This is a genomic window from Streptomyces sp. NPDC031418, from assembly GCF_055581605.1.
This window is the reverse complement of sequence record NZ_JBVIJC010000008.1, coordinates 143,354-160,136: the sequence shown is the minus strand read 5'-3', so window position 1 is coordinate 160,136 and position 16,783 is coordinate 143,354. Positions and strand designations below refer to the sequence as shown.

Here is a 16,783-nt window from a genome sequence, read left to right as displayed (position 1 = left end):
GTCTGCGTCTGCGTCGGCTGTGTCGTTCGTGGGGAGGGGCGCGGGGTGCGGCGCGGGGTCAGCCGGCCGCGTCCAGGGCCGCGTGGCCGCGCTCCACCAGCAGCGGTACGGCGGCGGCGAGGTCGGCGGTCTCCTCGCCGACGGTCAGGCCCCGCACGGTGCGGCAGTGGATGCCCTCGAGGATCGCGGCGAGCTTGTAGAAGGCGAACGCGGTGTACCAGCCGAGCCGTTCGAGGCCGTCCGGGCGGTGTGCGGCGTACCGCTCCACCAGCTCCTGGCGGCCGGGCCAGCCGGGCAGCGCGCCGGGGGCGGCCACCGGGGCGCGTTCGACGCCGGCGAAGCCGTCCCAGTACATGCAGAGCATCCCGAGGTCGGCCAGCGGATCGCCGAGCGTGGACATCTCCCAGTCCAGTACGGCGGTGATCCGGCCCGGGTCGGCCCGGTCGAACAGCACGTTGTCCAGCTTGTAGTCGCCGTGCACCAGCGCGACCGCCCCGGAGTCCGGGCAGCCGGCCGCGAGCCGGTCGTTCAGCTCGTCGGCGCCGGGCACCTCACGGGTCCGGGAGTCCTCCCACTGGCGGCGCCAGCGGGCGACCTGCCGGGCCATGAAGCCGCGCGGCCGGCCGAAGTCGGCGAGCCCGGCCGCCGCCGGGTCCACCGAGTGCAGCAGGGCCAGGGTGTCGACCAGCGCGTGCGTGGTGCGCAGCGCCGAGACCTGGCCGAGCGGGACGAGATCGCCGTCGCCCCGGTACGTCGTGCCCTCGACCAGTCCCATCAGGTAGAACGGCGCCCCGAGCACCGCCGGGTCGGTGCACAGCCCGTAGGTCGGCGGCACCGGCACCCCGGTCGGGCCGAGCGCGGTCAGCACCCGGTGTTCGCGGGCCATGTCGTGCGCGGTGGCGAGGACATGGCCGAGCGGCGGGCGGCGCAGCACCAGGCTGCGGCCGCCCCAGTCGATCCGGTACGTCAGATTGGACCGGCCGCCGGCCAGCGGGCGCACCGCGCCCAGCGGACCGCGTCCGGGCAGGTGGGCGTCCAGCCACGCGGCCAGCCGGCCGGTGTCGATGCCGTCGGCGGCGGTGAGGGTGTCCGGCACGGTGCGCTCACTCTCCTGCTCGTGTGCTCGGGGCGAAGCGCCGCGGTCCCGGCGCCGTGTGGGGCGACCGGGACCGCGACGAGGGGGAAGACGGGGGAAAGGGGGTGTCCAGATGTGCTGGGGGGGGGAGTGCTCAGCTGTCGGCGACGAGCTTGCCCGCGTTGGCCCAGCTGTCCGCCGGCACCTCCTGGATCCAGACCTGGACCGTCTCGGCCGGGATCTTGTACGCGTCGACGAAGGCGTCCGTGATCCGGGCGACCAGGTCGCGCTTCAGCTCGATGTCGCGCGGACCCTGCTGCACGGTGACGATCGGCATTTCTTCCTCCGGGAATTCAAAAGGGGGGGAGTGTTTATCGCTGTGAGTGTTTATAGCTGTCGAGTGCCGGGGCTTTTCCGGTGGTGCATTCCGTGGTTTCCGGCGTCGCCCCGGGCACAACCAGAACGTTAGGAGCGGGCTGCGGACCCCGGCAAGGAATGTGCCCCCTAGGCGACCCCCCGATGTCTCTTCGGAAACACGGGCCCGGCGTGCTGCCCGGGCCCGTGCCTACATTCGACGCGCCCGTGTCCGCAGAATTCTTCGCTTCCCGAGTGGGGTAAGACCGTGACGCAGACAGAAGACCGCCCCCTTGCCCTGGACCACCCCGGCCCCGTGGACCGCCCCGTGCTGGTCGTCGGAGCCGGCCCCGTCGGGCTGACCGCCGCCACCGAACTGCTCCGCCGCGAGGTGCCGGTGCGCTGCGTGGACCGCGCCCCGGGGCCGTCCCCGCTGAGCAAGGCCCTCGCGGTGTGGCCGCGCACCCTGGAGCTGCTGCGCCGGCTCGGCGGCGCCGCCCGGATCGAGCAGTACGGCCTGCCCATCGAGTCCCTGCGCTACCACTCGCTGGGCCGCGAGGTGGCCCGGGTCCGCTTCACCGAGCGCACCCGCCCGGTGACCCTGCCCCAGAACGACGTGGAGACCCTCCTCGCCGAGTCGCTGGCCGGCGTCGGCGGCAAGGTGGAGTGGGGCACCGAGCTGGTCGCGCTGGACCAGCGGCCCGACCGGGTCTACGCCACCCTGCGCGGCCCCGACGGCACCGAGCTGCGCGAGGAGTTCTCGTACGTCATCGGCAGCGACGGCGCGAGCAGCACCGTGCGCAAGCTGCTCGGCATCCCCTTCGAGGGCAGCACCTACGAGAACCTGTTCGCGCTCGCCGACGTGCGCATCGAGGGCCCGCTGGTGCCCGACGCCAACTACTACTTCTGCGGCCCGAAGGGCATCGTCGTCCTGGTCGGGATGCCCGGCGGCCGGTTCCGGGTGTTCACCGCAGCCCCGCCCGGCACCGACCGCGAGGACGTCGACCTGGCCCTGATCCAGCGCCTGGTGGACGAGCGCTGCCCGGGCGGGCTGCGGCTCCTCGACCCCACCTGGACGGCCGGCTTCGCCGTGCACGCCCGGCACGCGGGCCGCACCCGCGAGGGCCGGATCTTCCTCGCCGGGGACGCCGCGCACATCCACAGCCCGGCCGGCGGGCAGGGCCTGAACACCGGTGTGCAGGACGCCCACAACCTCGCCTGGAAGATCGCCCTCGCGCACTCCGGCCGGGCCGGCGATCCGCTGCTCGACAGCTACGCCGGCGAACGCGAGCAGGTCGCGAAAACCGTGATCCGCCAGGCCGACCTCCAGACCCGTGCCTGGACCCCGAAGAAGCGCAGCCAGATCGTGCTGCGGGACGCGGCACTGCGCACCGCGTCCGCGCTGCGGCTGTTCGGCCTCGGCTATGTGCCGGGTCTCGCCGGTCTCACCACCGTCTACCGCGAGGGCGCCGCGGTCGGACCCGCGGGCCGCTCCGGCGGGTTCACCACCGGCGCCCTGGTCCCCGACCGCCCGGTGTGGGACGAGCGCACCCAGCAGCGCACCCCGCTCCGGCTCGCCCTGGACGACCTGCGGCTGACCCTGCTCGTCACCGCCCCCTCCGACACCGCCGTCCCCGACGCGGCGCTCACGCTCGCCGGTGAACTGGTGTCCCGGTACGGCGACCTGATCGACGTCCGCTACCTGGACACCACCCGGCAGGAGCTGACCGACACCCCGCCGGCCACCCCGTACCTGCGCCGCGACGACCGCCGGGTCACCCTCGCCCTCACCCGCCCCGACGGCTATGTCGCGGTGTGCGGTACGGCCGAGGCCCCGCACCTGATCCGCGACTGGCTCCGCACGGCCCTGGTCTGACCCCGCTCCCGCCTACCCGAAGAAGACCTGGAAGGAACCCCCTATGTCCCTCACCTCGCAGCGGGTCGCCGTCGTCACCGGGGCGGCCCGCGGTATCGGCGCGGCCACCGCCGAGCGGCTGGCCGCCGACGGGCACGCCGTCGCCGTACTCGACCTGGACGCCGGCTCCGGCGCCGAGACCGTACGGCGCATCGAGAAGAGCGGCGGCCGGGCGCTCGCCGTCGGCGCCGACGTCTCCGACGAGGCGCAGGTCGAGGCGGCCGTCGCCCGGGTCACCGAGGAACTCGGCGCGCCCACCGTCCTGGTCAACAACGCGGGTGTGCTCCGCGACAACCTGCTGTTCAAGATGACCGTCGCCGACTGGGACACCGTCGCCGGCGTCCATCTGCGCGGCGCCTTCCTGATGACCCGCGCGGTGCAGAAGCACATGGTGGACGCCGGGTACGGCCGGATCGTCAACCTGTCCTCCTCCTCGGCGCTCGGCAACCGCGGCCAGGCCAACTACGCGGCCGCCAAGGCCGGTCTCCAGGGCTTCACCAAGACCCTCGCCCTGGAGCTGGGCAAGTTCGGCATCACCGCCAACGCGGTCGCCCCCGGCTTCATCGCCACCGAGATGACCCGGGCCACCGCCGAGCGGATGGGCATCAGCTTCGAGGAGTTCCAGGAGCGCGGCGCCGCGGGCATCCCGGTGCGCCGGGTCGGCACCCCCGACGACGTCGCCGAGGCCGTCTCGTTCTTCACCGGCGAGCGGTCCGGCTTCGTCTCCGGCCAGGTGCTGTACGTCGCGGGCGGCCCGCTCTGCTGACCGGGCCGCACACACCGCAAGGGGGCCGGCGCCCGAGCACCGGCCCCCTCAGGGCTGTCGCGGCACACCGGGCACACGGCCCCCTCAGGGCAGCGGCCGACAGCGCATACCCCGCTGCCGGTCCCCGCAGAGCGGTTGCGGCCGGCAGCGCACCTCCCGCTGCCGGCCGCTCAGGTCCTGCCGTCGTCCGCTCAGATACCGCCGCCGGCCGCGATCAGGCCGCCGTCCACGGTGAGCGTCTGCCCGGTCACCCAGGACGCGTCGTCCGAGGCCAGGTAGGCCACCGCGGCGGCGATGTCCTCCGGGGTGCCGAGCCGGCCCAGGGCGTAGCCCGCGGCGACCTCCTGCTCCCGCTCCTCGTACAGCTTGGCCGCGAACCGGGTCTTCACCACGGCCGGGGCGACGGAGTTGACCCGGATCCGCGGGCCGAGTTCCTGGCCCAGCTGTTCGGTGAGGTGGATCAGCGCGGCCTTGCTCGCGCCGTACGCGCCGATGCCCTCGGCCGGCCGCAGCCCGGCGACGGCGGTCATGTTGACGACCGCGCCGCCGTGCTCGCCCATCCAGGCGTCCCGGGCCCGGCGCAGCCAGCCGAGCGCGGCCAGCACGTTCACCTCGAACACCTTGCGCAGCGCGGCGTCCTCCAGGTCCAGCACCGGCCCGAACACCGGGTTGATCCCGGTGTTGTTGACCAGTACGTCCAGCCGGCCGAAGGTCTGCACGGTGCGGGCGACGGCTTCGCTCTGGTGGGCGGGGTCGTCGGCCTTGCCGGCCACGGCGATGGCGTGCTCCGGGCCGCCGAGCAGGGTGACCGCCTCGGCGAGCGGTTCGGGCGAGCGGGCGGTCAGACAGACCCGGGCGCCCTCTGCGACCAGCCGCTCGGCGACGGCGAGCCCGATGCCGCGGCTGGCTCCGGTGACGAGGGCGACCCGGCCCTGGAAACGAGGACGGGAGACAGGGGTGGTCACGGTGGGTTACCTCCGTAGGCGGGGAAATCCGAAACGGGACTAAAGCGTCAGCAATTCACGCCGGTTGGCCACGCCGAGCTTGCGCAGCACATTGCTCACATGGTTTTTCACGGTCTGTCTGGCCACATGCAGCTCGGCCGCTATCTCGTCATTGGAATAACGGGCCAGCAGCAGCCCCAGGACCTGTTGCTCGCGCGATGTCATGCCCGGCGCCCGGGCCCCGTCCGGCGGCTGCGGCGGCTCCTGGCCGCGCTCGCGCAGGTACCAGACGGGCCGGCCCACGGCGAGCGTCTCCACCGCGTGCACCAGCCGCTCGGGGGACGCCGAGCGGTGCACGAAGCCGTCCGCCCCGCCGGTCAGGCAGGCGGCGACCACGGCCGGGTCGTCGGCGCCGGTGAAGACCAGCACGCTCGGTGGCCGGGACAGCCGTTTCACCTGGTGACACAGGTGTACGCCGTCACCGCGGGCGACCAGGTCGACATCGGTCACCAGCAGATCGGCGCGCAGCCGGCGCACCAGCTCCACGGCGGCCGGCCCGCTGTCGGCCTCCCGGGCGTCGTCGAGGGCGCCCGAGTGCCTGAGCAGCGAGGCCACCGCCGTCCGCGAGACCGGGAACGGGTCGGCCACCACCGCCACGCGGTACCGGGACAGCGCACTCGTCGCATCGTCCTGTGCCATCGCCCCTCCTTCCAGCGGATGCGGGGGATGCGAACGTAAACCGGTCGCCCCGTAACCGGCCCGGAAAATGGCGCGAAGGTACCCGGAGAATGTCTCTTTCGACACCCGATCCTGTATTCCCGCACCTCTTTCCGCCTACCGTGAACGGCAGTTGAGAGGAGGCGCAGATGGCGTTGCAGGAACGGCTCGGCGAACTCGCCGAAAGGAAACGGAAGGCGGCCGAAGGGCCCGGCGCGGAAGCCACCGAACGGCAGCACGCCCGCGGCAAACTCACCGTCCGTGAGCGGCTGGAACTGCTGCTGGACAAGGGTTCCTTCACCGAGGTGGAGGGGCTGCGCCGGCACCGGGCCACCGGCTTCGGACTGGAGAGCAGACGGCCGGACGGCGACGGCGTGGTCACCGGCTGGGGCACCGTCGACGGCCGTCAGGTCTTCGTCTACGGCCATGACTTCCGCGTCTTCGGCGGCGCGCTCGGCGAGGCCCACGCCCAGAAGATCCACAAGGTGATGGACCTGGCGGAGGCCGCCGGCGCGCCCCTGATCGCCCTCAGCGACGGCGCCGGCGCCCGCATCCAGGAGGGCGTGACCGCGCTCGCCGGGTACGGCGGCATCTTCACCCGCAACGTCCGCTCCTCCGGGGTCATCCCGCAGATCAGCGTGATCCTCGGACCCTGCGCGGGCGGCGCCGCCTACTCGCCGGCCCTCACCGACTTCGTGTTCATGGTGCGCGGCACCGCGCAGATGTACATCACCGGTCCGGACGTCGTCCAGGCGGTCACCGGGGAGCGGGTCGGCCATGACGAGCTGGGCGGCGCCGACGTCCACTCCGTCCGCTCGGGGGTCTCCGCGTTCGTCCACGACGACGAGGAGTCCTGCCTGGCCGACGTACGGCACCTGCTGTCGCTGCTGCCCGCCAACAACCGGGAGCTGCCGCCCGAGGAACCCACCGCCGACCCGGTCGACCGCTCCTGCGACGCCCTGCTCGACCTGGTGCCCGCGCACCCCGGCAAGGCGTACGACATGCGCCGGGTCGTCGAGGAGATCACCGACGACGGCGACTTCTTCGAACTGCACGAGCGCTGGGCGCCCAACCTGATCACCGCGCTGGCCCGGCTCGGCGGCCAGGTCGTCGGGATCGTCGCCAACCAGCCGCAGGTCCAGGCCGGTGTCCTGGACATCGCCGCGTCCGAGAAGGGCGCGCGGTTCGTGCAGTTCTGCGACTCCTTCAACATCCCGCTGGTCACCCTGGTCGACGTGCCCGGCTTCCTGCCCGGCACCGGACAGGAGCAGGACGGCATCATCCGGCGCGGCGCCAAGCTGCTGTACGCGTACTGCGACGCGACCGTGCCCCGGATATCCCTGGTGCTGCGCAAGGCCTACGGCGGTGCGTACATCGTCATGGACTCCCGCTCCATCGGCTGCGACCTGGCCTTCGCCTGGCCCACCAACGAGATCGCGGTGATGGGCGCCGAGGGCGCGGCCAACGTCGTCTTCCGCCGGGAGATCGCCGCCGCCGACGACCCCGAACAGGCCCGCGCCCGGCGCGTCGCCGAGTACCGGGAGCAGCTCATGCACCCGTACTACGCCGCCGAACGCGGCCTCGTCGACGATGTCATCGACCCCCGCGAGACCCGGGCCGTGCTGATCCGCTCGCTGCGGATGCTGCGCGGCAAGCACGCCCCCCTGCCCGAACGCAAACACGGGAACCAGCCGGTATGAGCGGCGCCGACACCGTACGTGTGCTGCGCGGCCGGGCCGACGAGCGCGAGCTGGCCGCCGTCCTGGCGGTGCTGCACGCGCTCGCCGCCCGCGCCGAAGCCGTCCGCGCCGAAGCCGTCCGCGCCGAAGCCGCCACCCACCCGTCCGCCTCCGGCCCCTCCGCCTCCGGCCCGGGGGCCGCCGCACGGACCCGCGCCGGCTGGCGGCGGCCCCATCAGCGCCCCCGCACCGGCACCTGGCGCACCCCGCCGGCCGGGCCGATGTCACTTAGGTGACACCGGGGCCGTACCTCGGTGGCACTTTCCTTGAGCGGCCCGGGACCGCTTCCTAGCGTGCTGCGTACGGGCGGGAACGCCCCCGCAACGCGGCCGAGTTGAGCTTCCTCACCCGTCAGAGCCCGAATCCCCGCCCCACCACGATTGGAACGTGATGGCTACCACCTCCGTAGACGCGCCCGTCGCCGTCCCGGAGTCGACGCGTATGACCTCGCGGCAGCGCCTGGTCCTGAGCCTGCTGCTCGGCTCGCAGTTCATGCTGTCCGTCGACTTCTCCATCCTGAACGTCGCCCTGCCCGACATAGGCAAGGGGCTCGGCTTCTCGCTGGCGAACCTCCAGTGGATCTCCACCGCGATGATGCTGCCCTCGGCCGGCTTCACGCTGCTCTTCGGCCGCCTCGCCGACCTGGCCGGCCGGCGCCGGATGCTGCTCCTCGGCATGGCCCTGCTGGCCGCCGGCTCCTTCGTCGGCGGTATCGCCAACGGCCCCGCCGTGCTGCTCGTGGCGCGCGTCGCCCAGGGTCTCGCCTGCGCGCTGGCCACCCCGGCGGCGCTGTCCCTGCTGACCACCACCCTCCCCGAGGGCCCGCTGCGGGACAAGGCGCTCGGTCTCAACGGCATGCTGCTGTCGGCCGGGTTCTGCGTCGGAGCCATCTTCGGCGGTGTCCTCACCGACCTGCTGAGCTGGCGCTGGGCCTTCTTCATCAACGTGCCCGTCGCCGCCGCGATCCTGCTCGCCGCGCCGGCCGTGATCCCCGAGAGCCGGGGTGAGCGCACCAAGCTGGACGTCCCCGGCGCGGTCACCGTCACCGGCGGTCTGCTCGCCCTGGTGTACGGCGTCACCGAGGCCGGCCAGCACGGCTGGACCGACCCGGTCGCCCTGGCCACCATCGCCGCCGCCGTCGTCCTGCTCGGCGCCTTCTGGCTGATCGAGCTGCGCGCCAAGGCCCCGCTCGCCCCGGTGCGGGTGCTGACCCGGCAGACCGTGAAGTGGGGCAACTTCGCCGGTCTGATCACCTTCACCATGGAGAGCTCGGTCATCTTCCTGCTGACCCTGTACCTCCAGGAGGTCTTCGGCTACACCCCGCTCCAGACCGGTCTCGCCTTCTGCGGCATCGGTGTCGCCGCGTTCCTCGGCGGCCTGTACGCCCCGAAGCTGATCGGCCGCTACAGCAACCGCCTGGTCCTCGGCTCCGGCATGCTGCTCCAGGCCGTGGCCACCAGCGCGCTGTTCCTCGCCGGCCACGGCGGCGGCGGGGCCCTCGCGGTGATGCTGGCCGCGTCCTCGGCCGGTGCCTTCGGCCATATCTCGGCGGTCGTCGGCTACATGGTCACGGCCACCTCCGGCCTGCCCGACGGCGAGCAGGGCCTGGCCACCGGTCTCGCCTCGATGACCCAGCAGGTCGGCATCACCATGGGCATCCCGGTGCTCAGCTCCATCGCCACCGCCCGGATGAACGCCACCGGCTCCACCCTGGCCGGCATCCACACCGCGCTGCTGGTGGACGCCTCGATCGTCCTCATCGGCTCGATCCTGGTCAGCACCGGCCTGCGCCGCCGCTGACCCGGACCCGCACGGAAGGGCCCCGGCGTCAACGAGGCCGCCGGGGCCCTTCCGGCGTCCGCTACCGCCCCCGGAACTCCGCGTTCCGGCGCTCCGCGAACGCCCGAAGCCCTTCCCGTGCGTCCGCCGTCGACAGGTTGATCTCCTGCGCCCAGGCCTCCGCCGCGAACGCGGACGCGCGGTCGGTGTCCAGGGAGGTGTTCACCAGGTGCTTGGTCAGGGCCAGGGCGCGGGTCGGGCCGGTGGCCAGCCGGGTCGCCCACGCACGGGCGGTCTTCGCCAGCTCGGCGTCGGCGACCACGCGGTTGACCAGCCCGAGACGCTCCGCCTCCGCCGCCGGGACCGTGTCCCCGAAGAACATCAGCTCCTTCGCCCGCTGCACCCCGACCAGCCGCGGCAGCAGATACGCGCCGCCGCCGTCCGGTACGAGTCCGCGCCGCACGAACACCTCGACGAACCGGGCCGACTCGGCGGCCAGCACCAGGTCGCAGGCGAACGCCAGCTGCGCACCGAGCCCGGCGGCCGTGCCGTTCACCGCGGCCAGCACCGGCTTCTCGCAGTCCAGTACGGCCCCGATCAGCCGTTGGGCGCCGGTACGGAGGGTGCGCGCGACGTCTCCGGGGATCCGCTCCCCCGCGGCGGGCGCACCGCGCAGATCCGCGCCCGTACAGAACCCGCGCCCGGTGCCGGTGAGCACCACCGCCCGCACCTCCGGATCGGCCGAGGCCTCGGCCAGCAGCTCGGTGATCCGGTCCCGCATGGCCGGAGTGAGGGCGCCGAGGGCCTCGGGGCGGTCGATGGTCACGTACGCGACCTGCTCCCGCCCCTCGTGCCGTACCCCGCTCACCTGCACACCACCAGCGCGTCCACCGCCACGGCCCCCTGGCCCCGGGGCAGCACCAGCAGCGGGTTGATGTCCAACTCGGCGAGGGAGTCGGACAGTTCGAGGGCCATGCGCTGGACCCGCAGGATCACCTCCACCAGCGCCTCCCGGTCGGCCGGGGGCCGGCCGCGGACGCCGTCCAGCAGGGCCCGGCCGCGCAGCTCGGCCAGCATGGCGTGGGCCTGGTCCTCGCCGAACGGCGGCACCCGTACGGCCGTGTCGTGCAGGACCTCCACCAGCACCCCGCCCAGCCCCACCGTCACCGTCGGCCCGAACAGCGCGTCCTGGCCGATCCCGACGACCGTCTCCACGCCCCGCTCGACCATCTGGCACACCAGGATCCCGTCCAGCCCGATCCCCTCGTAGCGGGCGATGTCGGTCAGCTCCCGGTAGCCGTCGCGGACCTGGCTCGCCGAGGTCAGCCCGATCTTCACCAGGCCCAGCTCGGTCTTGTGGGCGAGCTGCGCGCCGGATGCCTTCATCACCACCGGGTAGCCGATCTGCGCGGCCGCCCGTACGGCCGCCGCGGCGCTGGTCACCAGCTGCTCGCGCGGCACCCGGATGCCGTACGCGCGCAGCAGCTGCTTGGCCGCGTGCTCGCTGAGCTGCCGGCCGGGCTGGAGCAGCGGCTGGGCCTTGCGGAAGGAGGGGGAGAGGGTGCGCGGGGCCGCGTCGAAGGGGGAGCGGTAGCCGGCCACGAAGCGGTGGTGGCCGAGCCAGGCCCGCACCGCGGTGAGGCAGTTGCCGACGGTCCGGAAGGTGGCCACCCGGGCGGAGCCCAGCAGCACCTCCCGGTACGCGGGCTCGGTGCCGACCGGTGAGCCCCACACCACGCACACCAGCTTGTCGGTCTCCTCGGCCGCGTCCACCAGATCCCGCACCAGCCGGTCGCTGAGCGGCGGGAAGGGCCCGGTGACCGGGCAGATCAGCACGCCCACCTCGGGGTCGGCGAGCAGCGCGTCGATGATCATGCGGCCCCGGTGGTCGCCGACCGGGTGGCCACCGCTGTCCACCGGGTTGGCCACGCTCAGGTACTCCGGTATCCACTGGTGCAGCTCGGCCTGCCGGGCCGCGGACAGCCGGGGCAGCCGCAGTCCCGCCGCCGCGGCCAGGTCGGCGACATGGGCGCCGGTACCGCCGGAGATGGAGTACACCGCGACCCCGTCCGCGAGCGGCGCCCGGGCCCGGGCCAGCAGGGCGGCGGTGTCCTGGAGTTCGTCGAGCGCGTCGACCCGTACCACCCCGAACTGCCGCATGGCCGCGTCCACCACGTCGTCGGCGCCGGTGAGCTTGCCGGTGTGCGAGGCGGCCGTACGCGCGCCGGTCTCGGTGCGGCCCACCTTGACCGCGACCACCGGCACCCCGCGGCGGGCGGCCCGGTCGGCGGCGAGCAGGAAGGCGCGGCCGTCCTTCAGCCCCTCCAGATAGGCGGCGATGGCTCCGACCTCGGGCTGCTCGGCGAACCAGGAGAGGAAGTCGGCGGTCTCCAGGTCGGCCTCGTTGCCGGTCGGCGCCCAGTGCGAGAGCCGGATGCCCAGCTCCTGGAGGGCGAAGACCGGGCGGCCCTGGTGCCCGGACTGGGTGATCAGCGCGATCGCCGGGCCGTCGAGGTCGTCGCGGAACCGTTCGAAGGCGTTGAGGTTGGTGTTCGGCCCGAGCAGCCGCACCCCGGACCGCCGTACGGCCTCGGCGAGCCGCTCCTGCGCCGCCGCCCCGGCCGCCCCGGTCTCCGCGAACCCGGAGGCGAAGGCGACCGCGAACCTCACCTTGGCCTCGGCCAGTTCGCCGATCACCGGCAGCGGGTCGGCGACCAGCAGCACGGCCAGGTCGACCGGTTCCGGCAGGGCGGCGACGGAGCGGACGCAGGGCAGGCCGAAGACCGACGGCCGGGCCGGATGCACCGGGTGCACCCGCGCGCCCACCCGCTCGGCCCACGCCAGCAGCTGCCGGGTGATCCCGGTGTGGGGCCGTCCCTCGGCGTCCGAGGCGCCGATCACGGCGACGGACTCGGGGCGGAAGAAGCGGGTCAGGTCGGGCACGTCCGCGTGCAGCGGGCGCCCGCTGACGTCCAGGTCGTCGACCCGGCCGGAGACGACGGGTCCGGGCCGCTGCTCGCCGCAGGCGAGGGCGCGGGCCCGGCGGGAGTCGGTGGTGAGGGTGCCGTGGGTCGATCCAAGCATCGTTCCGCCCGCTCCTCGTGAGACGGCACCGCGGGGGACGGCGCCGTGAGACGGCATTCAACTGACGCTCTGTCAGATTACTGAACTGACGAAGCGTCAGGAACATGCTGGAACGGCAAACTTACGGGCGGGACCCGGGTGTCATCGGCGCGCGCCGACCCCCTTGGCGACCGCCTTCGCGATCTTCACGGCGTCCAGCGCCAGCTCGCGCAGCATCCCGCTGATCGGGTTGGTGTACCCGGTGAAGTACAGGCCGGGCGCCTCGGCGGGACTGCGGCCGCCGTGCACCACCGGCCTGCCGCGCCCGTCCAGCACCCCCAGATGCCCGACCAGCCCCTCCAGCGCCCGGGTGTACCCGGTGGCCGCGATCACCGCGTCCGGCGCGATCCGGCTCCCGTCGGCGAGCACCACCTCGCCGCCCTCGAACCCCTCGACGGCCGCCACGATCTCCACCTTCCCCCGGCGCACGGCGTCGATCAGACCGACGTCCTGCACCGGGATGGCGCCCTCGCGCGCCCTGCTGTACAGCCCGGTGTCCGGCCGTGGCAGCCCGTGCGCGGACAGGTCGGGGACGGCGACGCGGGCCTGGAGCCGGCACAGTCCGTCGACGAGCCGCACCGGCAGCCGTCTGATCAGCACCCCCGAGTGCTGCGCGGGCCAGCCGAGGGTGGAGCGGCGCACGATGTGCGGCACCGTCCGCACCGCCAGCCGCACCCGCCCGGCCCCGCCCTCCACCAGGTCCACGGCGATCTCGGCGCCGGTGTTGCCGACCCCGACGACCAGCACGTCCCGCCCGGCGTACGGCTCGGCGTTGCGGTAGCCGCCCGCGTGCAGCAGTTCGCCCTCGTACGACTGCCGGCCCGGCCAGTCGGGCAGCCGCGGGGTGTGGTTGTAGCCGGTGGCGACGACCACCGCGCTGCCGGTCAGCTCCCGCCCGCCGGAGGCGTGCAGCAGCCAGCCGGTGCCGTCCTCGGCGCGCTCGACCCGGAACACCTCGACCCCGGTGACGATCTCCAGCTCATGGTGCTCGGCGTACTTCTCCAGGTAGCGCACCACGTCGTCGCGGGCCACCCAACGGCCGAACCGGCGCGGTATCGCGAGCCCCGGCAGCGCGGACAGCCGCCGGGTGGTGTGCAGCCGCAGCCGGTCGTAGTGGCCCCGCCAGGACGCGCCGACCCGGTCGCTCTTCTCCAGCACCACCGCCCGCACCCCCTGGCTGCGCAGCGCGTGGGCGGCGGCGAGACCGCCGGGACCTGCGCCGATGACATAGACCGGGCGGTCGGCGGAGGTCTGGTGCAGGGGCGTGGGGGCGGGACGGGAGACGGCCATGAGCGCGAGCGTAATCACACCCTCGCTTGATGGGTCTCGGTCAAGACCGGAATTGGTTGCGGATTGATCACGGATGTGGAAGGAGTGGGCGGACGGGGTGACGTGCGCCACCCGCATGTGTCCGTACGGCGCCCGTTCGGCCTGTACGGAGGTCGGTTCCTGACGTACCGTCAGGTTCCATGGACTCGATATGGCTCGACGGCGCACAGTGGCTGGCGGTCCTGCGTATCGGCCTCGGCCTGTGGTGGCTGGAGAGCTGGCGCCACAAGGACAAGAAGGCATGGTTCCAACGCGGCAGCGGGATCGCGTGGGCGGCGGAGATGGCGGCGAAACACCGCTGGGCACCGGTCCGGACCGGCTTCGACAAGGTCGTCCGCCCCCGCCCCAGGCTGATGGCCTACGTCGTCGCCTACGCCGAACTCGCCCTCGGCCTGGGGCTCATCCTCGGCTTCCTCACCCCGGTCGCCCTGCTCGGCGGCCTGCTCCTCAACGCCCTCTACTTCACCCTCATGATCCACGACTGGGCGGAACAGGGGCAGAACTCGATGATGGCGCTGATCTCGCTCGTCGCGTTCTTCGCCGTGTCGTGGCAGGTGTGGTCGCTGGACGCGTGGCTGGGATGGTTCCGATGACGCCGGAAGGGCCGGTGGCTCGGGAAGGCCCGCTGACTCCGGAGAGCCCGCTGACTCCGGGGGGTCCACGCTATGACTTGCCGGAGCCGGACGCCTTCACCCGCCCCTACTGGGACGCGGCGGCGGCCGGCCGCCTCCTGCTCCGCCGTTGCACCGCCTGCGCCCGCGCCCACCACTATCCCCGCGAGTTCTGCCCGCACTGCTGGAGCGAGGACGTCCGCTGGGAGGAGGCGACCGGCCGGGCCACCCTCTACACCTGGTCCACGGTCCACCGCAACGACCTGCCCCCCTTCGACACCCGCACCCCCTACATCGCGGCCGTGGTCGACCTCGCGGAGGGCCCGCGCATGATGACCGAGGTGGTGGGCTGCGGGGAGGGGGAGCTGAGGGCGGGGATGGAACTGGAGGTGCGCTTCCGGGAAGGCGTGCCGGTGTTCGCACCCCGGCGACCTGCGCAGTAGCGGGCGTTGTCAGTGCTGCTGGATAGCGTGCGTCGCGGACCTGCTGGTGCGACGCGACGGGGGATGTACGGATGCACGGGATGGAGTTCCGGATCGAGCGAGGCATGTTCGCCGAGGCCGTGGCCTGGGCGGCCAGATCGCTGCCCGCACGGTCGCCCGTGCCGGTGCTGGGCGGCCTGACGCTGGACGCGGCGGAGGGACGGCTGCGCATCTCGGGCTTCGACTACGAGGCGTCCGCGACCGTCGAGATCCCGGCGGAGACGCCGACAGCCGGCCAGGTCCTCGTCCCCGGCCGCCGACTGCTCGACATCTGCCGGGTGTTGCCGGACGCGATGGTGGAGTGCGCGCTGGAAGGAGCGCGCTTCACGGTGGAAGGGGGCGGTACGCGCTTCGGGCTGTCGACCCTGCCCCGGCACGAGTATCCGGCCCTCCCCGAGCTTCCCGCCTTTCGCGGAACGCTGGACGCGGCGGAGTTCGCGGCGGCGGTCGCCCAGGTCGCGGTGGCCGCCGGCCGGGACGACTCCCTGCCGGTGCTCACGGGCATCCAGCTCCGCCTGCACGGCGACTCGATGACCTTGTCCGCCACGGACCGCTACCGGTATGCCGTGCGGGTGCTGCCGTGGCAGCCGGAGGAACCGACATCCGAGCCTGTGGAGGCAGTGGAGGCGGTGATCCCCGGCCGCAGGCTGACCGAGATCTCCCGTGCGCTGACGAAGTCGGGGCGGATCCGCATCGGGCTGAGCGGCACGGGCGGCTCGGGCGGCTCGGGCGGTGGCCTGATCGCCTTCGAGGGAAGCGGGGTGCGGACGACACTGCGGCTGCTGGACGGACGACTGCCGCGCCACGACAAGCTGTTCGCACTGGACGCCCCGGCCGTCGTGGTCATGGACCGGGAGCCGCTCGCCGACGCCGTCCGCCGTGTCGCGGTCGTCGCCGAGCCGAACAGCCCGGTCCGGCTCGACTTCTCCGCCCGGGGAACCGTCCTCCTGCACGCGGGCTACCAGGACGACGTCGCTTCGCAGCAGCTCGCGGCCACGCTGACCGACGCCGACGACCTGGCGGTCGCCTTCAACCCCGCCTACCTGCTGGACGCCCTCAACTCCTTCAACGCCTCCCGGGTGCGGCTCGAACTGCTGGGCCCGGGCCGGCGGGCACTGCTCACCGGCGCCCCGGGCCCGGAGGGCGGGGCAACCGAGGACCACCGCCATCTCCTCATTGCGGTACGGCAGTTGAGCTAGCTCAGGATGGCGCAGAGCAACCCGGCGATGCAGAGGAGGGTGAGGGCGAGGACACCCGTCTCGTGCCTGGTGCGGGACGCGGTGGGCGTCCTCGGCATCGGCGGCGTACTCGGCGTACTCGGCGCACTGGCGTACCCCGGATGGAACGGCGGGAGCGCGTACCCGGGCCACGGGCCGGTCCGGTCGCGCGGCGGGGCGTGCTCGGCCTGCCGTCGGCACTCCTCGTACGGCAGGCCCTGGGAGGTGCCCTGGGAGATGTCCTTCACGCGCGGTGTTCCTTCCTCTGGTGCTGGCGCAGCAGGACGTTCGCGTCGGTCTCGGCGCTCCGGTCGTACGACACCCGGGCGGCCTCCCGCTGCTCCGCCAGCTCCGTGCAGGGGGCGCAGCCGGGAACCGGGCGGGGCGGCCGGCTGAGGTCGTCGAGGCACGGCGGCGCCCCGGTGGACGGCTGGCTGCCGGTGCGGTGATTGACGGCCTTGACCTTCGCGCCGAGCCGCTCCCCGTCCGTGGGCGCCCGCAGCGCCGCCGGGTCGGCCTGCCACTCCAGCCCGCCGCCGACCGGGCGGAGCATCGCGTAGGGCCCGGCCCGGTCCCGGTACTCACCGACCTTGCCGGTGCCGGGGTCGTAGAAGAGGGTGCCGGGCTCGGGGGGCTCCGACGTCGTTGTCATCGTGGCCAGCTCCTTTCCGTGAACGCCAGTGCGTAGCGCACGCGCGGCGCTACGCTGCGTGTTCGGGTGCTTAGAGAATG

17 protein-coding genes are annotated in these 16,783 nt (G+C 73.4%); 8 read left to right on the top strand and 9 right to left on the bottom strand.

What is annotated here, in order from left to right; translation table 11 throughout:
* Positions 1–58: 58 nt before the first annotated feature.
* Both ACZ5CZ_RS13490 and dmpI read right to left on the bottom strand, forming a co-directional pair.
* Positions 59–1,096 carry a phosphotransferase family protein gene (locus tag ACZ5CZ_RS13490; RefSeq protein WP_468942363.1) on the bottom strand — a complete coding sequence of 346 codons (1,038 nt, stop codon included), beginning with the start codon at positions 1,094–1,096 and terminating at the stop codon, positions 59–61.
* Between the two features lie 133 nt (positions 1,097–1,229).
* Positions 1,230–1,412, bottom strand: coding sequence for a 4-oxalocrotonate tautomerase DmpI (gene dmpI / locus ACZ5CZ_RS13485; protein WP_385841972.1), 183 nt, complete (start codon positions 1,410–1,412; stop codon positions 1,230–1,232).
* Positions 1,413–1,697: 285 nt separating this feature from the next.
* On the opposite strand from dmpI, the gene ACZ5CZ_RS13480 reads away from it, so the two are divergent.
* Both ACZ5CZ_RS13480 and fabG read left to right on the top strand, forming a co-directional pair.
* Entirely contained in the window at positions 1,698–3,305 is a 1,608-nt protein-coding gene (locus ACZ5CZ_RS13480) for an FAD-dependent monooxygenase (RefSeq protein ID WP_468942360.1), read from the top strand.
* 43 nt (positions 3,306–3,348) lie between these two features.
* Entirely contained in the window at positions 3,349–4,110 is a 762-nt protein-coding gene (fabG, locus tag ACZ5CZ_RS13475; protein ID WP_385841970.1) for a 3-oxoacyl-ACP reductase FabG, read from the top strand.
* Between the two features lie 191 nt (positions 4,111–4,301).
* Here fabG and ACZ5CZ_RS13470 read toward each other — a convergent pair whose 3' ends face one another.
* Together ACZ5CZ_RS13470 and ACZ5CZ_RS13465 are read right to left on the bottom strand one after the other, a co-directional pair.
* Complete coding sequence (locus ACZ5CZ_RS13470) at positions 4,302–5,075, bottom strand: SDR family oxidoreductase (protein WP_385841969.1); 774 nt, start codon at positions 5,073–5,075, stop codon at positions 4,302–4,304.
* A 39-nt stretch (positions 5,076–5,114) separates the two neighbouring features.
* A complete protein-coding gene (locus ACZ5CZ_RS13465; protein WP_385841968.1) occupies positions 5,115–5,753 on the bottom strand; it encodes a LuxR C-terminal-related transcriptional regulator in 639 nt (212 codons plus the stop codon).
* A 167-nt stretch (positions 5,754–5,920) separates the two neighbouring features.
* Here ACZ5CZ_RS13465 and ACZ5CZ_RS13460 point away from each other — a divergent pair, with 167 nt between their 5' ends.
* The 3 genes from ACZ5CZ_RS13460 (at position 5,921) to ACZ5CZ_RS13450 (ending at position 9,310) form a co-directional block, all read left to right on the top strand.
* Positions 5,921–7,471 carry an acyl-CoA carboxylase subunit beta gene (locus ACZ5CZ_RS13460; RefSeq protein WP_468942356.1) on the top strand — a complete coding sequence of 517 codons (1,551 nt, stop codon included), beginning with the start codon at positions 5,921–5,923 and terminating at the stop codon, positions 7,469–7,471.
* A complete protein-coding gene (locus tag ACZ5CZ_RS13455) occupies positions 7,468–7,746 on the top strand; it encodes an acyl-CoA carboxylase epsilon subunit (protein WP_468942353.1) in 279 nt (92 codons plus the stop codon). Before ACZ5CZ_RS13460 ends, ACZ5CZ_RS13455 begins: the two co-directional genes overlap by 4 nt.
* A gap of 154 nt (positions 7,747–7,900) precedes the next feature.
* Complete coding sequence (locus ACZ5CZ_RS13450) at positions 7,901–9,310, top strand: MFS transporter (RefSeq protein ID WP_385841964.1); 1,410 nt, start codon at positions 7,901–7,903, stop codon at positions 9,308–9,310.
* A gap of 61 nt (positions 9,311–9,371) precedes the next feature.
* On the opposite strand, the gene ACZ5CZ_RS13445 is transcribed toward ACZ5CZ_RS13450, so the two are convergent.
* The 3 genes from ACZ5CZ_RS13445 to ACZ5CZ_RS13435 all read right to left on the bottom strand — a co-directional run bounded on the left by ACZ5CZ_RS13445 (position 9,372) and on the right by ACZ5CZ_RS13435 (position 13,702).
* Positions 9,372–10,163 carry an enoyl-CoA hydratase/isomerase family protein gene (locus ACZ5CZ_RS13445; RefSeq protein WP_468942350.1) on the bottom strand — a complete coding sequence of 264 codons (792 nt, stop codon included), beginning with the start codon at positions 10,161–10,163 and terminating at the stop codon, positions 9,372–9,374.
* Complete coding sequence (locus tag ACZ5CZ_RS13440; protein ID WP_468942348.1) at positions 10,154–12,373, bottom strand: acetate--CoA ligase family protein; 2,220 nt, start codon at positions 12,371–12,373, stop codon at positions 10,154–10,156. Before ACZ5CZ_RS13440 ends, ACZ5CZ_RS13445 begins: the two co-directional genes overlap by 10 nt.
* A gap of 141 nt (positions 12,374–12,514) precedes the next feature.
* The gene (locus ACZ5CZ_RS13435) at positions 12,515–13,702 is read right to left on the bottom strand and encodes a flavin-containing monooxygenase (protein WP_468942345.1); all 1,188 of its coding nucleotides are present in this window, start codon (positions 13,700–13,702) and stop codon (positions 12,515–12,517) included.
* 179 nt (positions 13,703–13,881) lie between these two features.
* Between ACZ5CZ_RS13435 and ACZ5CZ_RS13430 the strand changes: the two genes are divergently transcribed.
* The 3 genes from ACZ5CZ_RS13430 to dnaN all read left to right on the top strand — a co-directional run bounded on the left by ACZ5CZ_RS13430 (position 13,882) and on the right by dnaN (position 16,033).
* On the top strand, positions 13,882–14,334 hold the full coding sequence (locus tag ACZ5CZ_RS13430) for a DoxX family membrane protein (RefSeq protein WP_385841960.1): 453 nt from the start codon (positions 13,882–13,884) through the stop codon (positions 14,332–14,334).
* Positions 14,335–14,411: 77 nt separating this feature from the next.
* Positions 14,412–14,795, top strand: a complete 384-nt coding sequence (locus ACZ5CZ_RS13425) for a Zn-ribbon domain-containing OB-fold protein (protein ID WP_385841959.1) — start codon at positions 14,412–14,414, stop codon at positions 14,793–14,795.
* Positions 14,796–14,875: 80 nt separating this feature from the next.
* A complete protein-coding gene (gene dnaN / locus ACZ5CZ_RS13420) occupies positions 14,876–16,033 on the top strand; it encodes a DNA polymerase III subunit beta (protein ID WP_468942636.1) in 1,158 nt (385 codons plus the stop codon).
* Here dnaN and ACZ5CZ_RS13415 read toward each other — a convergent pair.
* Both ACZ5CZ_RS13415 and ACZ5CZ_RS13410 read right to left on the bottom strand, forming a co-directional pair.
* Positions 16,030–16,299, bottom strand: coding sequence for a hypothetical protein (locus ACZ5CZ_RS13415; protein ID WP_450791588.1), 270 nt, complete (start codon positions 16,297–16,299; stop codon positions 16,030–16,032). The genes dnaN and ACZ5CZ_RS13415 overlap by 4 nt on opposite strands.
* Positions 16,296–16,703, bottom strand: coding sequence for a hypothetical protein (locus ACZ5CZ_RS13410; RefSeq protein ID WP_450791590.1), 408 nt, complete (start codon positions 16,701–16,703; stop codon positions 16,296–16,298). The genes ACZ5CZ_RS13415 and ACZ5CZ_RS13410 overlap by 4 nt, the downstream gene beginning before the upstream one ends.
* Positions 16,704–16,783 lie beyond the last annotated feature (80 nt).